This window comes from Paenarthrobacter sp. A20, assembly GCF_024168825.1.
GTDB lineage: Bacteria > Actinomycetota > Actinomycetes > Actinomycetales > Micrococcaceae > Arthrobacter.
Map to the genome: position 1 here is coordinate 1244488 of NZ_JALJWH010000001.1, position 16676 is coordinate 1261163.

Below are 16676 nucleotides of genomic sequence, written 5' to 3' on the forward strand. Positions count from 1 at the left end.
GTGCCATATTTTGCACCCAAGAGGGCCCGAAGAAAAGTCAATGACGCGCTACCGGGCGGTACAAGCGCGAGAAACCGCCTTCTAAGCGAAATAGGTCACAAAAGTTTGACGGAAAGGCTTACCTAAGTAAGGCTTGCCTTTGCTAATAAGCGCCCCAACGCAATGGAAGGAAGCTGACGTGACGTCACCTAGTGTCGAAGAGCGGATCGCTCAGGAGCAGGATTTTGGCTCCAAGGTGGAACTGGCCCTCGCTGCCACCAACCAGCTGTTCAACGCACGAAATTCGCCCAGCTACGTCGCGCAGGTTCTTCAAGGAGTCAATGCTGTCTCCACCAAAGTCCAGCGGACCACCCAGCCGTTCACCGGCGTCGGGCATGCTGAACTGAAGGCCAAGGTGGGTGCCGTCGATCTTGAGCGTCCCTTGCCGGACACAGCCGCCGCCCTCGAGGAGCTGGACGAGCTCTACCTCAAGGACGCCATCTACTTCCACGATTCCCGCTACGCCGCGCACCTTAACTGCCCGGTGGTCATTCCCGCGTTGGTTGGCGAAGCGGTGCTCTCGGCCGTGAACTCCTCCATGGACACCTGGGACCAGAGCGCCGGAGCCACCATGATCGAGCGCCGACTCATCGATTGGACCGCGGAGCGCATCGGTTTCGACGCCGATGCCGACGGCGTGTTCACTTCGGGTGGCAGCCAGTCCAACTTCCAGGCATTGCTGATTGCCCGCAACCATGCCGTTGCCAAGCTGCGGGCCGCGAAGGGGGACGCGCGCCTGCCGCACCTGCTGGACCGGCTCCGGATCTTCACCTCCGTGGACAGCCACTTCAGCATTCAGAAGTCCGCTTCCATGCTGGGCCTGGGCTTCGACGCCGTCATTGCAGTGCCCACGACCGAAGACCACCGCATGGACCCCACCGCACTTGCGGCTGCTTTGGCCGAAGCGCACGACGCCGGACTGGTGCCGATGGCGGTAGTGGCCACTGCCGGGACGACGGACTTCGGTTCGGTTGACCCGCTGTCCGAAATGGCCGCCTTGGTTCGTGCTTACGATTCCTGGCTGCACGTGGACGGCGCCTACGGTGGAGGACTCATCGTTTCCGGCCGCCATCGCCACCTCCTGAACGGGATCCACCTTGCGGACTCCGTCACCGTCGACTTCCACAAGACCTTCTTCCAGCCGGTCAGCTCCAGCGCAGTCCTGGTCCGCAACGGCTCCATGATGGGCCACGTCACCTATTACGCGGACTATCTCAACCCGGAGAGCGCCGCGAAGGCCGAGATCCCCAACCAGGTGGACAAGAGCATCCAGACCACCCGCCGCTTTGACGCCCTGAAGCTGTGGCTCACGCTGCGCATCATGGGTGCCGACGCGATCGGCGCCCTGTTCGATGAAGCGATCGACCTCGCCGCCCGGGTGGGGACGCTGCTGGCTGACGACGCCGAATTCGAGCTCGCCGCCGAGCCCCAGTTGAGCACCCTGGTGTTCCGCTACCGCCCGCTGGTTGATGGCGCGACCCTTAACGACGATGCTGCAGACGTCCTCAACCCGGCCATCCGCGCAGCCATCTTCGCCTCCGGCGAGGCCGTGGTTGCCGGCACCAAGGTGGCTGGCCGCCACTACCTCAAATTCACCCTCCTCAACGCCGAGGCGAGCCTGAGGGACATCCAGGAAATCATCGAACTTATCCGCCGGACGGGCCACAGCCTGCTTGCGGACACCACGGAGGCTGCAGCGTGAGCACCCAAGACAACGGCAAGATCTACGACGTCGCCGGAATCGGCGTCGGGCCTTTCAACCTGGGCCTGGCCGCGCTGAGCGAACCGGTGGAGAACCTGGACTGCGTGTTCCTGGACCGCCGTGAGTCCTTCGACTGGCACCCTGGCATGATGCTGGAGCCCGCGCACCTGCAGGTCCCGTTCATGGCGGACCTCGTGACGCTTGCCGATCCGACGTCGCCGTTCTCGTTCCTGAACTTCCTGAAGCAGACAGGCCGCCTGTACCGCTTCTATATCCGGGAGAACTTCTACCCGTTGCGCGCCGAGTACAACCAGTACTGCCAGTGGGTGGCCGGCCAGCTTGAATCCGTTCGTTTTAGCACGGATGTGCTGGATGTGGCGTACGACGACGGCGTATACCGCCTTTCGGTGCAGGGCCCGGACGGCGCTGAGGTGCTTCGCGCCCGCAAACTGGTCCTTGGCACTGGCACGTCCCCGTATGTTCCGGACTCCTGCGCGGGGATAGTCGAAGCCGGCGGACTTGTCCTCCACAACGCCGACTACCTGTCGAGGAAGAGTGAGCTGCAGTCCAAGCGCAGCATCACCATCGTGGGCAGCGGCCAGAGCGCCGCGGAGCTGTATTACGAACTGCTTCAGGAAATCGACGTCTACGGCTACCAGCTCAACTGGGTGACCCGTTCCGGCCGCTTCTTCCCGCTGGAATACACCAAGCTCACCCTTGAGATGACTTCCCCGGAATACGTGGACTACTTCCACTCGCTCCCGGGCGGGCAGCGGGATTCCCTGATCAAGAGCCAGAAGAACCTGTACAAGGGCATCAACTCGGACCTGATCGACGACATTTACGATCTCCTCTATACCAAGAGCCTCTCCGGCATGGTGGATACGCAGTTGCACACGCACTCGTCCCTCACCGCCGCAGAGTGGGACCCCACCACTGGTACCCACGCCCTCCAGTTGCACCACGAGGAACACGGCCGCGACTACAGCCTGGAGTCCGAGGCCGTCGTCCTCGCTACCGGCTATACCTACAAGGAGCCCGCCTTCCTGGCCGGCATCCAGGACCGGATCCGCCGCGATTCCAAGGGCCGTTTCGACGTCGAGCGCAACTATGGGACCGGCGTCGAACCCGGCGAAATCTTCGTCCAGAACGCGGAGCTGCACACGCACGGCTTCGTCACCCCGGACCTCGGTATGGCGGCCTATCGCAACTCCTGCATCCTGCGCGAAATCACGGGCCGCGAGGTCTACCCGATCGAGCGCAGCATCGCCTTCCAACAGTTCGGCGCTCCCGCTCCCGTGGCCGCAGCGCTTCCGGATGCAGTGGGGGCAACCGTATGAGCTTCACCTTCCGGCCCGTCGATCCAGTGACGGACGCACCTGTCCTCCACAGCTGGGTCAGCCAGGAGTACGCGCGGTTCTGGGGCATGGTTTCCGCCAGTGAGCAGGATGTTGTGGAGGAGTACACGAAGATCTCGGATTCGGGCCATCACCAAGCGTTCCTGGGGCTCGACGACGGCGTTCCCGCCTTCCTGATGGAGCGGTACCGTCCCGAGTTATCGCCGTTGGCGGACGTCTACGAGGTCCAGCCCGGTGATGTGGGCATGCACCTCCTGGTATCCCCGCCATCCGGCGAACCGCAGCCTGGGTTCACTACGTCCGTCATGCAGGCCGTGATGGCCGAACTGTTCGCTGACGCGGAAACCCTGCGGGTCGTCGTCGAGCCTGACGCCCGGAACCACAAGATCCATGTCCTGAACGAAAAAGTGGGCTTCCGTCCGCATGGCGTGGTGACCCTTCCCGCCGTCGATCCCGCCGAAGACCACAAGCAGGGCCTGCTGAGCTTCTGCACGCGCGAGGATTTCCTCGCAACCCTGACCCCGATTCTGGCCGCGCCTGTCGCGGCGACCAGAGGAGAATCCCTGTGACCACCACTGCCGACAACGCGACTGCCACCGCCGTTGATTCCGTGTTCCACCTGGCCCCTGAACGCTGGGCCATTGCCAACAGGCACCTGGTCCGCAAGGCCATCGCCGAGTTCTCGCACGAACGCATCCTGGTCCCGGAGCTGATCCGGGAGGAGGGCGCCGGCGTCGGCCTTTACAAGGTGGTGAGCGACGACGACACCGTTGAGTACCGCTTCCGGGCGCGCCTCCTGCAGTTGGAGCACTGGTCCGTCTCCGCGGAATCCATCGTGAAGCTGCGCGACGGCGAGGAATTGCCGGTGGACGCTTTGGACTTCATCGCCGAGTTCCATGAGGCACTGGCCATCCGCCAGGAAATGCTGCCTGTCTATCTGGAGGAAATCAGCAGCACGCTGGCCAGCCACGCGTACAAGCAGGGCAAACCGTTCAGCTCAGCCCAGTTGGCTGCGGGCATCACTGGCGGGGCTGACCGCGCTGCCGACTTCCAGGCCATCGAACACAGCATGACCGAGGGGCACCCTTGCTTCGTGGCCAACAATGGCCGGCTGGGCTTCGGGATTGCCGACTACCACGCCTTCGCGCCGGAAACGGGTGCCACGGTGAAGCTGCAGTGGATCGCGGTGCACCGCAGCAAGGCGGTGTTCACGTCCAGCGCAGGACTGGATTACCGGACCCATTTTGAAGCCGAACTCGGACCAGCCACGCTTGATTGGTTCAACGCTGAACTCTCCGCATCCGGACTGGACCCCGAGGACTACCTGCTCATGCCAGTCCACCCCTGGCAGTGGGACAACAAACTCACCGTGACGTTCGCGGCAGAAATCGCCCAGCGCCACATTGTCCACCTCGGAGCCGGGGAGGACGCCTACCAGGCGCAGCAGTCCATCCGCACGTTCTTCAACACCGACTACCCGGAGAAGGCCTACGTCAAGACGGCCATGTCCGTGCTGAACATGGGCTTCATGCGTGGCTTGTCCCCGCAGTACATGAAAGCGACGCCGGCCATCAACGACTGGTTGCAGGAACTGATCGGAAACGACCAGGAGCTCCAGAACCGGGGCCTGGCCATGATCCGCGAATCAGCAGCCATCGGTTACCACAACCACTACTACGAGGCCGCCTCCGCCAAGGGCTCTCCCTACCGGAAGATGCTCTCAGCGCTGTGGAGGGAAAGTCCCCTTCCGCTGCTCAAGGACGGCCAGCAGTTGGCCACCATGGCATCGCTGCTGCACGTTGATGGGGCCGGGAACTCCGTGGTCACGTCCCTGATTGAACGTTCAGGCCTGGCACCCACAGAGTGGCTTCGCCGCTACTTCGACGCCTACCTGGTGCCGCTGGTCCACTGCCTCTACGAGTACGAGCTCGCGTTCATGCCCCACGGCGAGAATGTCATCCTGATCCTCGAGGACGGTGTGCCGGTCCGCGCAATCATGAAGGACATCGCCGAGGAAATCGTGGTCATGGGGGACAGGCTGGAACTGCCGGAGGAGGTCTCCCGCGTGAAGGCCGAGATCCCTGCCGAGGAAATGGTCCTGGCGATCTTCACGGACGTGTTCGACTGCATCTTCCGCTTCCTTGGAGCCATCCTTGTGGAGGACGGGACGTTGCGCGAGGACGAGTTCTGGGGAACCGCAGCTGCCGTGCTCCGCGAATACCAGCAGCGCCACCCGGAGCTTGCAGACCAGTTCGCCATGCACGATCTCTTCGCGGCCGACTTCGAACTGTCATGCCTCAACCGCCTGCAGTTGCGGAACAACCAGCAGATGCTGGACATCTCGGATCCCTCCGGAGGACTCCAGATGGCAGGCCGGCTGGCGAACCCGTTGGCTAAGTTCGCCTAGTCAGGCGCAGTACCACCTCGGTCTCATACGCCTGCGAGGACTTCATTGATCCCCTGAACCAGCACACTGCGTGCACCGAAGGGTCGCCGGGCACCACCATCGGGCGGAGGTTGTCCACGGAGGAGTCTTCGGTCACGGCTTCCCACGTCCAGCTCACTCCGGCGTCGGAAGTTACACCGCGGTAGATCTCGTAGTGCGCGGTAGCAACAGCCGTCCGTGGATCTACCGGCGTGGAGATGTACACCCGGTCCAGGTTGTTGGGGTCCACGGCGCCCAGCCCTGTGTAGTCCTGCTCGTGCGGCAGCAGGCCCGCACCGGCGACGGCGAGCGGATGAAGTTCCCAGCGCACCCCATCAAAGCGGGCGTACAGCAGGCGGTGATCGTCGACGTCGAGCATTTGCTCCCGCTGCAGCGGACCGTTGACGTCGTTGGCCCGGCAGGTGACGATCGCGGCAAGTTCCTTGCCCTGCCGGCGAAGGTCAGTAGTCCAGCCATGGGTGAGGGTGTCGCCGTCGAGCGTCATCCCGGCCTCAAAAACGGTGGTGAGGGCCATCTGGTTGACGCCGGCCGAACCGATGACGGGCTTGCCAACCACGGTCCCCCCGGCGTCGTGGAGCCCATCGCCTTGGATGTAGCCGTGGTAGATGCTGTTGTTGAAGTCGCGCGGGTGGTGGTCCGTGGTGATGAGGTCGATGCGGTCAACGCCGTTGGACACGTACCGGGTGTAGCCGTTGACATAGCCGATCTTAGGGCGGGTGAAGAGCTTGCCGCCGTAGCTCCAGGTGCTGCCGTCATCGTCGGAGACCAGCAGCGTGGGGTCGTCGTTGATGGCGCGGACAAAGTTGTAGACCCGTTCTTCGGCGTCGAGCCGCTGCAGGTTGGAGTAAGTGGCACCGCGGCCGTCCGCAAGCTCAGTCCAATCGAACTGCTGCTCCGGTTCCCATGCTGAAGCGTCGTGCGGGTGGGTGGAAACCCGCCACCGTGAGTAGTTGTCCGTCTTGTGCTTGGCGTACATTGCCACGTAACGGCCATCCGGCCGGATCAGGAGAGCCGGCGCATTGTGGTCATCGGCCTCCAGGCGTTCGTGGAGGACGTGGATGCTGCACTCGCCGGTAGCAAGATCCAGGACAGAGATCTCGATGTTGCCCCCGCGTTCAAGCCCTCCCGGGCCCTCCGGTGCGGCAACCGACCCGAGCAGCAGCGAGTTGTTGGCGGGGTCGATGAGTGCCCGCTCATCCTGGAACCAGCACCAGGCGCCGTTGTTGTTGAGGACCAGTGGCTCCTGCAGGGATGGTGCGTCGTTGACCATGGAAATCCTTTGCGGCTTTGCATCGTTTCAAAACCATCTTACGCACCGACGTTCCCGTTAGTGGCAATCCTCCTCGGCCGTATCGTCATGAGGTGCCATCCCGGCGCGGGCCGGGGAGGGGACTAGTCTTGGCGCATGACGACACGAGCCAATGAACTCACCGCCTTGGTCACTGGGGCCACCGCCGGGCTCGGTGCGGAATTCGCCCGCCAACTCGCCGAAGCCGGACACCACCTGGTCCTGGTAGCCCGCGACGAAGAACGCCTGAAGGAAAAGGCAGAAGAGCTTGAACGCGACTTCAGTATCTCGGTGGAGGTCCTGTCCGCGGACCTGACCACCGACGTCGGGGTTTCGGCAGTGGCGGACCGGTTGCGGGACGCTGGCCGTCCGGTGGACGTGCTGGTCAATAACGCCGGCATCGGGTTGTTGAAGCCATTCGAGAGGAACGGCCTGGATGAGGAACGGCGACACCTTCGGCTGCACGTCCAGACACCCATGGAGCTGTGCCACGCTGCGCTCGAAGTGATGCTGGCACGGGGGAAGGGCCGGATCATCAACGTCGCCAGCGTGGCAGCGTTCGCCAACAGGGGCACCTACTCTGCTGCCAAGGCCTGGCAAGTGACGTTCAGCCGGTGGGCCAACATCACCTACGCGAAATCCGGAGTGCAGGTCACCGCGGTTTGCCCGGGTTTCACCCACACCGAGTTCCACGATCGCATGGGCATGGATAAGTCCGTGGCTCCCCGATTCCTGTGGCTCACAGCCGAACGAGTGGTGCGCGAAGGGCTGGAGGACAACGCCGAAGGCAAAGGCGTTTCCATACCGACGCGCAGGTACAAGGTGGTCAGCTTCTTCGCCCGCATCCTGCCAGCCAAGCTCACGTCCGGCCCACCTCGTCGGCCACTGGAGCCATCGACGTAAAACCCGGTCCGGTGGTGTTCACTTGATCGGTTCCGGGCCTTAGGCTGGGGCTGGAATGTGGCACCGGGCGCGGCTGCCGCACTGGGGCTACAGCAGCGTGGTCCCGCATGCAGGCCTCACGAAGGTCTTGTTTGCCCGCGTATGATGCCGTGTCCGAAGCGGGTAGCGGCATGGGCGAATCGGCTCCAATGGGTGGCCAGGGGCGGCGCGGAACGCACGACGGCGGTGCCGTCGCCATGGCGGACAGCGACATGGAACTGGTCCTGCAGGTCCGTTCGGGGGACAAAGCTGCGTTCGAGACGCTCTATGGGCGGCACCATTCCATTGCCCGAACGGTGGCCGCAGCGCAACTGGACAACTTTGCTGACGTGGACGATGTTGTGGCTGACGCTTTCGCCTCTGTTTACCAGGCCCTGGCCGCGGGGAAGGGACCTGATACCTTTTTCCGCGCGTACCTTCTGACCGCGGTCCGGCGAACGGCCCACCTCATGAACAGGGCGGCGACCCGTACGCGCCCAACATCTGAGTCTTACATGTTGGATTCGGCAATTGCCCATGATGATCCAGCCCTGGCTGCGTTCGAATCAACAGCGGTGGCCCAGGCGTTCCGCTCTCTTCCTGCCCGTTGGCAGGAAGTCCTTTGGTACGTGGACATCGAGGGGCTGAAGCCCGCTGCAGTTTCGCCGCTGCTTGGCCTGACTCCCAATGGAGTCTCCTCCCTTGCCCTCCGCGCACGGGAACGCCTGCGCCAGGCCTACCTTCAGAACCACATCAGGTCCTCGGCAGGGGAAGACTGCGAGGAATGCTCAACCCAGTTGGGCGCGTACTCCCGGGACGGGCTGAACCGGAGGAGCCAGGACAGGGTTCAGGCACATCTTGAGAACTGCCCCAAGTGCACTGCCTTGCTCCTGGATCTCAATGACGTCCAGTCAGCCATGCGGGCTGTGGTCTTCCCGTTGGTCGCAGGTGCAGCGTTTACCTCCGTCTTTCCAGCTCTTGCAGGGGCGGGCACCGGCGCCGGGGCGGGCGCCGGCTTGGTGCACGGCGTGCCGCACAAGGAGATGGCCTTCTTCTTGAAAGTGGGCGCAGGTGTGCTGGCCGTCGCGGCAGTGACGGTGGGCGCGGCCGTGGCGTTTGGAGGTGGAGGACCGGCCGCGGTGGGCCCGCCTGTGGCGGAGGCGTACCCTACCTCTGGTGGGCAAGTTTCCCATGGCACAGATCCGCCCGGCCCTGGAGCCGGGGAAGACGAGGAGTCCGAACTACCGGGCCCCGATGAGCCGTCAAACGGAGGGATCGAGAAGCCAGCCTTGTTTCCCTTTCCCATGCCCACGAAAACAACACCCATCGGGTTCCCAAAGCCCGCGCCGTCCCCGACGCAACCACTGTTTCCGACGTTCGCACCCACAGGGCCACCGACCTTCCCGGCCCTGGTGCCGACTCCGGGCCCAACCCTTGCTCCAGGCCCAACGTCAACGCCGAGTCCTTCCGCAACGCCAGTCCCCCCTCCGCCGCAAACCCCCACGGCCACGCCCACCCCTACCGCCACCGACGCACCGACACCGGAGCCCGCAGTGACGGCGACGTTCACAGCAGAACCGGGTACCACGGCCTCGGATACCAATGTCTCCATCACCTTCCACCTGCAGGGAGGGACTGTGCCGGCCGCCGCCGAGGTGGTGTTCACGATTTCTGCCGGCGCGGACATGATTCCAGGAAAATTGATCGAACCGCCAGGCTGGAACTGCTCGTCAGCTGACTCGGCCACCAGGCAATTCCGCTGCACCAGCACCGCTGTGGACCCGGAGGCCCTGGAGTTCCTGCTCGGCGTCTCCAAAGTGGACGACGCGGGGACCACCACGATGTACTACGAGTTCAGCGGTACAGGCATTGAGACGGCAACATTCTCCAACACCTTCTAAGCAACACGTTCGGAGGTGACTGGCTTCAGGTGCGGGGGACCGGGTTAATCTGCGGTCCTTGAGGAACGCTCCTCCGCGGTGCCCGAACCAACACGGCCACCGCGATGCCCACCACCGCTCCCACGAACGTCTCGATGGCACGCTCCATCACCAGCACGCCTGGATCCATGGGTGCCGCAAGCTGGGCGATGAGCAGGATCACGGGAGTGAAGAACACCATGGCCCATCCGTAATGCCGCGCCATGAACAGCTCGGTGGGGAACTGGCACACCACCACCAGCACGGCGAGGACCACTGCGGTCTGGCCAGGGAAGTACTGAAGCGGCGATAGTGGACCGGGGAAAAGTACGACGGCGACCACCGCCAACCCGAGGAACGTCCCCACAATGCGGTGGATGCCCCGGTGGACTCGGCTGGGGAGGTCAGCGCCGGCGAGTGGAACGGCTGCGGCAGCCATGGCCCAGTGCGGGTGGCCACTGCCGCTGAGGACACCGATGGCCCCGGCGGCACTTACTGCGAGGGAATAGCGCGCAGCATGGACCAGCGCTGCCTGACGCAGCGGGCCGCGGAGGACGGGAACATCACGGGCGGCGCCAGCCTCCCACGCGCGGTGCCGGAACCAGCCGGCGAAGCCAACCAGCAAGGAAAAGCCGGCGGATGCAGCTCCGATGAGTACCGCCGTCGTCCAGGGAACATTGGTGGGCACGGACGCGCAGGCGCCCAATGCGAGGATGCCGAAGAACGGTCCGATGGGCCTGAGGCGCACGGCGTCCGCATAGAGGGAACCGGCGCCGGCGAACACGGTGACCACGAGGACCAACCACCAGGAGTGGATGTGGTTGACGGACAGGAACACGCCGATGGACAGCCCACCCACCAGGAACAGGGCCGCTTGGGACTGGTGCTTGAGCCTGAGCTGATGTGCCTCGTTGCGCCCGTACATCCCGGTCAGAGCACCAAACACGGCGTACATCATGAGGTCCGGGCGGCCGATGAGGATAAGGAACAGTCCCGGCACCGCGACACTGAGGGCAACACGTACAGCCGAGAGGCGATCGTTGTTGGCAGGGCCCAGCCGGTGTAGTTCGCGGGCATGGGCGATGATTGCGGGCACGGGGAAACACCACCAATCATCGAGGGACTCCCTTGAAAATTATCAGGATGACCAGCACCCCGCCATTAGCCCGGTCACAAGCCGTAGCGGGATAGGGCACACGCACCCCGGATGGTCTGGGAAGATCGAGGTATGCCCGTCGCTTTCGTCTGCCGCACCCGCTCCGCCATGCCGCCGCAGGAGTTGTTCGATCTCGCCCGCAACATTGACGCCCACGTGGGGTCCATGACCAAGAGCCGCGAGAAGGCCGTGGACGGTGTCACCACTGGTTTGATCTCCGAAGGTGAGACTGTCACCTGGCAGGCGTGGCACCTCGGCGTCCGGTTCCGCATGACCAGCCGCATCACGCGGATGGAGGCACCGGCGTCGTTCTCGGACGAACAGGTGAAGGGCCCCTTCAAGTACCTCCGCCACACGCACGAGTTCCGGCCCAACGGAAGCGGGACACTCATGGTGGACACTGTGGAGTTTGCCGCACCGTTCGGTCCATTGGGCCGATGGGTGGAGAAGCTGGTGCTGGCCCGCTACCTGCAGAACCTGATCGAAGTACGCAACGAATTCCTGGTGGCCCAAGCACCTCCAGCGCTGGATAGCCGGCCATGATCAGGCTCGCGCATGCGGACGATCTCCTGATTTTGCAGGACATCGAGCGTGCCGCGGGCCAGGCTTTCCGGGCATTGGGGATGGACTCCATCGCCGAGGACGAGCCCCTCTCCGTCGAGGAGCTGAACCACTATGCCGTAGCTGGCCGGGCATGGGTGTTCGTGGACGGGCTCGACTATCCAGTGGCTTATCTCCTGGCGGACATCGTGGATGGAGCCGGCCACGTTGAGCAAGTCAGCGTCCACCCCGACTATGCCCACCAGGGCCTGGGCCGCGAACTGCTGCACGCGGCGCGGGTATGGTCCAGGGGACATGGGATGCATCGGCAAACCCTCAGCACTTTCCGGGATGTGCCGTGGAACGCCCCGTACTACCGTCGGCTTGGGTTCGAAGTGCTCGACGCCGGCACCTGGGGGCCCGAACTGGCCCGCCTCATGGAGCACGAAGCCGGGTTGGGCTTGACCCGCTGGCCACGAGTAGCGATGTGGCGCCCGGCGGTACCGCCGAAGTAGGGCAGGAAACTTTCGTACCGTGGTTACACTTGCCGGGCTGCCGGACATTAACCGGGTATGAGCTTGCAAACGCATCTGGGGGATCGCGTGGACGTGAAAAGACAAAAGCGGTTTACGGCGGCCCATGCAGCCTGTCACGACGCCGTGTACCGCTACTTTCGTCGCCGAACCACGAATCCTTCCACGGCGGAAGACCTATGCGCCGAGGTCTTTCGGATCACGTGGGAGAAGTCCGCGCATGAGGACCAAGACCTCTCGGCCATGGTCCTCTTCGGCATCGCCCATAACGTATTGCGCAATCACATGAGGTCCTCGGCTCGTTCCGCCAACCTTTTGTCTTCCCTTCTCATGGAGCGCATGGACTTGGGCCAAGACCACGGAACCGACGCAGACGCGTCCGTCCGGGATGCCTTGGACCAGCTCAAGCCGGACGACCGCGAGGTCCTGCTGCTCACGTACTGGGACGGATTCACCTCGAGCGAGGTATCCGACCTCCTCAACACCTCGGCCACCGCCGTACGGATGCGCCTTCACCGTGCCAGGAAAGCGCTCGGCCACCTGCTCCAGCGCGAACGAGAGTCACAGGAGTCCCAACGATGAAAGAGCTTTCCGCAAAGGATGTGGACCGCCTGCTCGCTGCCGACCCTGCCTCGGATGTCACAGAGTCCGAGTTGGAACGGAGCCGGGCCAGAAGCCTGTCATTCCAGGACTCGGACCTGACCCACATCTTTGCCGGCGGTTCCGGGATCGGCCGCCAGCGGAGGGCCGTGAGGCGCCGCCGCTGGGTCGGCGGCATAGTGGTGGCCGCCGCGGTGGTGGGGGCCACAGTCCTTGTTCCCGCCATCCTTCAGTCACCGCCCTCCACTCCGCCGGCGGCAATAGAGCTGCCGGCTGGTACGGGGACCGGGGCAGCAACTCCGACGCCCACCGCCGCGCAACTTCCGCCGGCCGGGCCGTTCCATGACATGTTCGTCTCCGCGGACGAAGTGCTGGTGGTTGAAGCATTGCCCACCGGGAGCATGCAGCAACTCGGCATCGAACCGGTCAACGTCAGGCAGGTGTTGAAGGGCTCAAGTGCTGTGGGAACCACCTCGGTTGACGTGTCTGCAGCTGACGACAGGATCAGCGGAACGCTGCTTTGGCGGGATTCCCAGAAGGAAGCACCCATGACGTTCCTCGGCTTCTTTGCCCGGGGTGGTGACGGCGGTCTGCAGTTGATGAACACAGCACACTCACTGCTGCGGGTTCAAAATATCCGTACCTCCACCACAGTAAATCCGGTCACGGATGAGCCCGTCGACATCGGCGATGACCTGCGTGCACGCATAAATGTCGCACCCATGGGGGATGTTCCGGTATCGACATACGAAGGAAACCGTTCAGGAGGGGTGGCTCCCGATGTCGTCAAGGGAACGGAGGGCACGGGAGGATCAAGGGAAGGGGTGGTCCGTGGGCACATGTCCGTTGCCGGGGCCTGCTTCACCTTTGAGAACAGTGCCGAGAAGGTGTACCTGCGCTGGCCCACCGGATTCACAGCGGCCATCAGGTCGCTGCCCGTGGATGCCGAGGGCCGCGTTTACGCTAATGCAGCGGTGCAGGCGGACACTCCGGTCATTCTTAATGAGTGGGGCTTCATTTACATGACCGACCTTGAACCGCGGCCCCAAGTGTCCGGCGAATTGACCACGGAGACCGCTTCCTGCGCTGGCGAGACGCTGCGGGTCTTCGAAGTCACCCCCGAGCTTCCAGGGGCCAGCCCGTTCCAGAAGAAGCACGGAGTTGCGCTGCCACGGCCCTAACGCGCCACGAGTTCAACCTCGAAGCTTCTATGAGGTCCGCGCCCGTTCCACATCTGCCGCGCTCGCCGGGTCGCCCACGGTGCGCAAGCCCTCGATGACCCCGGCCACGTCTGCGGCGCTCCGGTTCTGGCTGAGCTTCGTCTTCGCCTCCACCCGGGTGATCACAAGTTCGACGCCGACAATCGCCTTCAGCTGCCCGGCGATGAACCGCTCGGGTGCTTCGTCCACAGTCCAAGGCTGCGGCATCGCGGCTTCGTGCTGGTGTGACAGGCGGCGCACGTGCCGGGCCAGCCATTCGGCGTCGTCATGGATCACCAGCTCGCCGTAGACGTGGGCGGTGGAATAGTTCCAGGTCGGCACCACCCGGCCGTGCTCGGCTTTCGAGGCATACCAGGAGGGCGAGATGTAGGCGTCGTTGCCCTGCACGATCATGAGTGCCTCACCGGTAACGGGCGAGGACCACTGCGTATTGTTGCGGGCCATGTGGGCGTGCAAGGCACCGTGGTCACCTATCGATGGCTCGTAGACAAACGGTAGGAGCGTGGCGAGCAGTCCATCCTCCGACATGGTCACGAGGTTTGCGGCACCGGCGTCCTGGAGCAGCGCCTCCACGGCTTCGGCGGAGGGGGCAAAGTGTGCGGGTGTGTACATGGCTTCCTACTTCCTGAGCCTGACGCGGACAGCGGCACCGGCGCAGACGATGACAGCGAGGCCACCCACTACGGTGGTCCACGTCATCGGCTCGCCCAGGAGAAGGGCGGCCCACGCGATGGTCATGACGGGTTGGACGAGCTGGATCTGGCTGACCTGCGCCATGGGCCCAATGGCCAGGCCCCGGTACCAGGCGAAGAAGCCGAGGAACATGCTCACTACACCCAGGTACGCGAAGGACAACCATTGGACGGGCGTAGCGTTCGGCATGCCGGAGTCCAAAGACAACAGAGTCAGCACGATCATCGCTGGCGCAGCCACCACCAGTGCCCACGAGATGGTTTGCCATGAGCCGAGTTCGCGGGCCAGCAATCCTCCTTCTGCGTAGCCAACGGCTGCAGCAAGGACCGCTCCGAGCAGCAGGAGGTCGGCCCAATGCAGGGAGCCGAAACCACCGGCCTGAACCAGCGCGAAAACAAGCGCGGCCACAACACCCACGGCCGTAAGGATCCAGAAGAGCAGGCGTGGACGTTCCCGTCCCCGGATGACCGCCGCGGTAGCCGTGGCTGCGGGTAGTAGCGCGATCACCACGGCGCCATGGCTGGCAGAGGTGCTGGTGAGGGCGAAGGTGGTGAGCAAAGGGAACCCGGCCACAATTCCGCCGGCCACCACGGCCAGTCGGATCCACTGGCGGCCCTGTGGAAAACGCTGCCGGGTCAGGGCCAGTGCCAGCGCCGCAAGGATGGCTGCCACAACGGCCCTGCCCGCTCCGATGAACAGGGGAGACATTCCCTCCACAGCCACGCGGGTGAGCGGCACGGTGAAGGAGAAGGCAACAACACCGAGGAGGCCCCACCAGATTCCGATCGATGTCGGAGTGGATACCACTGTCCGCGAAAGAGTAGTAGCGCTACTATTGTGACTCATGAACAACGATAGCAGTTCCCTCATCGTCTCGCGAGTAAAGGAATGGATCGCAGGGGCGGCCCCGGGAGCTAAACTGCCATCTACCCGGCAACTCGTAACTGAACACAAGGCAAGCCCGGTCACCGTTCAAAAGGCCCTGCGGACGCTCACAGCCCAGGGTTTGATCGAGAGCCGCCCGGGCGTCGGGACATTCGTCCGGGCGTACCGCACGGCACGGCCTTCGGACTACGGCTGGCAAACAGCCGCTCTGAGGGCAGCCAAGGCCGCGCGTCCCCTGAATTCAGCCGCCATGCGCAGCGCCTCCAACGACGTCATCGCGTTCCACTCAGGCTACCCGGCCCGCGAATTGCTTCCCGAACGGCTCGTACGTGCGGCGCTGACGCGGTCTGCCCGCGGAGACGCTGCCCTTTCAAGACCGCCGGCGCAAGGCATTCCCGAGCTGCAATCATGGTTCGCGCAAGAGCTCAGCACCTCAACGCCAGTGGGCGTCACGCCGCCCCAGCCGAGCGACGTCGTCGTACTTCCCGGCAGCCAGAGCGGACTCAGCTCGATCTTCCGAGGTCTGGTGGGGCACGGCCAGCCCCTGCTGGTGGAGTCCCCCAGTTACTGGGGCGCGCTGCTGGCCGCCGGCCAGGCCGGCGTGAATGTCATCCCTGTCCCCAGCGGCCCGGAAGGCCCCGATCCCGACGAGCTGGACAGGGCCTTTGCGGAATCCGGGGCACGCCTGTTCTACGCCCAGCCCAACTTCGCGAACCCCACGGGTGCGCAATGGTCGGCGGAACGCGGCGAGGAGGTCCTGCGGATCGTCCAGCGACACGGCGCTTTCCTTGTGGAGGACGACTGGGCCCACGACTTCGGCATCACTGCCCCGTCCGTTCCGATCGCAGCCAAGGACGATTCCGGCCACGTGGTCTATATCCGCTCGCTGACCAAGAGTGTCTCGCCATCCGTCCGCGTGGCCGCGATCATCGCCCGTGGTCCGGCGCGCGAACGCATTATGGGCGCGCAGGCCGCGGAGTCGATGTACGTTAGCGGACTGCTTCAGGCGGCGGCGCTCGACGTCGTCACGCAACCGGGGTGGCAGACCCACCTTCGCGGTCTCAGCCATCAGCTGCAATCACGCCGCGACCTCCTGGTCACCAGCCTGCGGGAGCACGTGCCGCAGGCGCACCTCAGCCATCTGCCCAAAGGCGGCCTTAACTTGTGGTTGCGGATGCCGGACGGGTTCGACGTCGAGCAACTCACCAGGGATTGCGAGGCGGCCGGGGTGCTCATTGCCGCCGGCACGGAGTGGTTCCCCGCTGAACCGGAGGGCCCGTACATCAGGCTCAATTACGCGGGACCCAACCCGGGCGCCTTTCCGGAGGGTGCACGGATCATCGGTGAGGCAGTCAAAGGCTTGCTGCAGGCCTGAG

General features: G+C 64.2%; 15 protein-coding genes. 11 read left to right on the forward strand and 4 right to left on the reverse strand.

Annotated elements, in window-relative coordinates; genetic code table 11:
• The first annotated feature begins 178 nt into the window (after positions 1 to 178).
• From J3D46_RS06005 to J3D46_RS06020, 4 genes are read left to right on the forward strand one after another with little or no spacing between them, the layout of a single operon-like run.
• Positions 179 to 1741 (forward strand): aspartate aminotransferase family protein, encoded by a 1563-nt coding sequence (locus J3D46_RS06005; protein WP_308292018.1) that lies wholly within the window; start codon positions 179 to 181, stop codon positions 1739 to 1741.
• Entirely contained in the window at positions 1738 to 3081 is a 1344-nt protein-coding gene (locus tag J3D46_RS06010) for a lysine N(6)-hydroxylase/L-ornithine N(5)-oxygenase family protein (protein ID WP_253465727.1), read from the forward strand. Before J3D46_RS06005 ends, J3D46_RS06010 begins: the two co-directional genes overlap by 4 nt.
• On the forward strand, positions 3078 to 3668 hold the full coding sequence (locus J3D46_RS06015) for a GNAT family N-acetyltransferase (RefSeq protein WP_253465730.1): 591 nt from the start codon (positions 3078 to 3080) through the stop codon (positions 3666 to 3668). The genes J3D46_RS06010 and J3D46_RS06015 overlap by 4 nt, the downstream gene beginning before the upstream one ends.
• On the forward strand, positions 3665 to 5506 hold the full coding sequence (locus tag J3D46_RS06020; RefSeq protein WP_253465733.1) for an IucA/IucC family siderophore biosynthesis protein: 1842 nt from the start codon (positions 3665 to 3667) through the stop codon (positions 5504 to 5506). The genes J3D46_RS06015 and J3D46_RS06020 overlap by 4 nt, the downstream gene beginning before the upstream one ends.
• Here the strand turns inward: J3D46_RS06020 and J3D46_RS06025 are convergent.
• Positions 5493 to 6815 (reverse strand): BNR-4 repeat-containing protein, encoded by a 1323-nt coding sequence (locus J3D46_RS06025; protein ID WP_253465736.1) that lies wholly within the window; start codon positions 6813 to 6815, stop codon positions 5493 to 5495. The genes J3D46_RS06020 and J3D46_RS06025 overlap by 14 nt on opposite strands.
• 135 nt (positions 6816 to 6950) lie before the next feature.
• On the opposite strand from J3D46_RS06025, the gene J3D46_RS06030 reads away from it, so the two are divergent.
• Positions 6951 to 7736 carry an SDR family oxidoreductase gene (locus tag J3D46_RS06030; RefSeq protein WP_253465739.1) on the forward strand — a complete coding sequence of 262 codons (786 nt, stop codon included), beginning with the start codon at positions 6951 to 6953 and terminating at the stop codon, positions 7734 to 7736.
• A 149-nt stretch (positions 7737 to 7885) separates the two neighbouring features.
• Positions 7886 to 9655 carry a sigma-70 family RNA polymerase sigma factor gene (locus J3D46_RS25040; RefSeq protein WP_308292019.1) on the forward strand — a complete coding sequence of 590 codons (1770 nt, stop codon included), beginning with the start codon at positions 7886 to 7888 and terminating at the stop codon, positions 9653 to 9655.
• Between the two features lie 25 nt (positions 9656 to 9680).
• On the opposite strand, the gene J3D46_RS06040 is transcribed toward J3D46_RS25040, so the two are convergent.
• On the reverse strand, positions 9681 to 10769 hold the full coding sequence (locus tag J3D46_RS06040) for an FUSC family protein (RefSeq protein ID WP_253465742.1): 1089 nt from the start codon (positions 10767 to 10769) through the stop codon (positions 9681 to 9683).
• A 132-nt stretch (positions 10770 to 10901) separates the two neighbouring features.
• On the opposite strand from J3D46_RS06040, the gene J3D46_RS06045 reads away from it, so the two are divergent.
• From J3D46_RS06045 to J3D46_RS06060, 4 genes are read left to right on the forward strand one after another with little or no spacing between them, the layout of a single operon-like run.
• Entirely contained in the window at positions 10902 to 11372 is a 471-nt protein-coding gene (locus J3D46_RS06045) for an SRPBCC family protein (protein WP_253465745.1), read from the forward strand.
• Positions 11369 to 11884, forward strand: coding sequence for a GNAT family N-acetyltransferase (locus tag J3D46_RS06050; RefSeq protein ID WP_231342809.1), 516 nt, complete (start codon positions 11369 to 11371; stop codon positions 11882 to 11884). The genes J3D46_RS06045 and J3D46_RS06050 overlap by 4 nt, the downstream gene beginning before the upstream one ends.
• 57 nt (positions 11885 to 11941) lie before the next feature.
• Positions 11942 to 12484 (forward strand): RNA polymerase sigma factor, encoded by a 543-nt coding sequence (locus J3D46_RS06055; protein WP_253465748.1) that lies wholly within the window; start codon positions 11942 to 11944, stop codon positions 12482 to 12484.
• Complete coding sequence (locus J3D46_RS06060; protein WP_253465751.1) at positions 12481 to 13683, forward strand: hypothetical protein; 1203 nt, start codon at positions 12481 to 12483, stop codon at positions 13681 to 13683. The genes J3D46_RS06055 and J3D46_RS06060 overlap by 4 nt, the downstream gene beginning before the upstream one ends.
• A gap of 27 nt (positions 13684 to 13710) precedes the next feature.
• Here the strand turns inward: J3D46_RS06060 and J3D46_RS06065 are convergent, their stop codons facing one another.
• Positions 13711 to 14334 carry an FMN-binding negative transcriptional regulator gene (locus J3D46_RS06065; protein WP_231342803.1) on the reverse strand — a complete coding sequence of 208 codons (624 nt, stop codon included), beginning with the start codon at positions 14332 to 14334 and terminating at the stop codon, positions 13711 to 13713.
• Positions 14335 to 14340: 6 nt separating this feature from the next.
• Positions 14341 to 15261, reverse strand: a complete 921-nt coding sequence (locus tag J3D46_RS06070; protein ID WP_231342802.1) for a DMT family transporter — start codon at positions 15259 to 15261, stop codon at positions 14341 to 14343.
• On the opposite strand from J3D46_RS06070, the gene J3D46_RS06075 reads away from it, so the two are divergent.
• Positions 15260 to 16675, forward strand: coding sequence for a PLP-dependent aminotransferase family protein (locus J3D46_RS06075; RefSeq protein WP_253465754.1), 1416 nt, complete (start codon positions 15260 to 15262; stop codon positions 16673 to 16675). The two genes, J3D46_RS06070 and J3D46_RS06075, sit on opposite strands and share 2 nt — an antisense overlap.
• Position 16676: the final 1 nt, after the last annotated feature.

Coding starts and splice junctions, on each gene's coding strand:
- J3D46_RS06015 (WP_253465730.1), top strand. CDS start 3,078: ATGAGCTTCACCTTCCGGCCCGTCGATCCAGTGACGGACGCACCTGTC.
- J3D46_RS06025 (WP_253465736.1), bottom strand. CDS start 6,815: ATGGTCAACGACGCACCATCCCTGCAGGAGCCACTGGTCCTCAACAAC.
- J3D46_RS06030 (WP_253465739.1), top strand. CDS start 6,951: ATGACGACACGAGCCAATGAACTCACCGCCTTGGTCACTGGGGCCACC.
- J3D46_RS06045 (WP_253465745.1), top strand. CDS start 10,902: ATGCCCGTCGCTTTCGTCTGCCGCACCCGCTCCGCCATGCCGCCGCAG.
- J3D46_RS06050 (WP_231342809.1), top strand. CDS start 11,369: ATGATCAGGCTCGCGCATGCGGACGATCTCCTGATTTTGCAGGACATC.
- J3D46_RS06055 (WP_253465748.1), top strand. CDS start 11,942: ATGAGCTTGCAAACGCATCTGGGGGATCGCGTGGACGTGAAAAGACAA.
- J3D46_RS06060 (WP_253465751.1), top strand. CDS start 12,481: ATGAAAGAGCTTTCCGCAAAGGATGTGGACCGCCTGCTCGCTGCCGAC.
- J3D46_RS06065 (WP_231342803.1), bottom strand. CDS start 14,334: ATGTACACACCCGCACACTTTGCCCCCTCCGCCGAAGCCGTGGAGGCG.
- J3D46_RS06075 (WP_253465754.1), top strand. CDS start 15,260: ATGAACAACGATAGCAGTTCCCTCATCGTCTCGCGAGTAAAGGAATGG.
- J3D46_RS06070 (WP_231342802.1), bottom strand. CDS start 15,261: ATGAGTCACAATAGTAGCGCTACTACTCTTTCGCGGACAGTGGTATCC.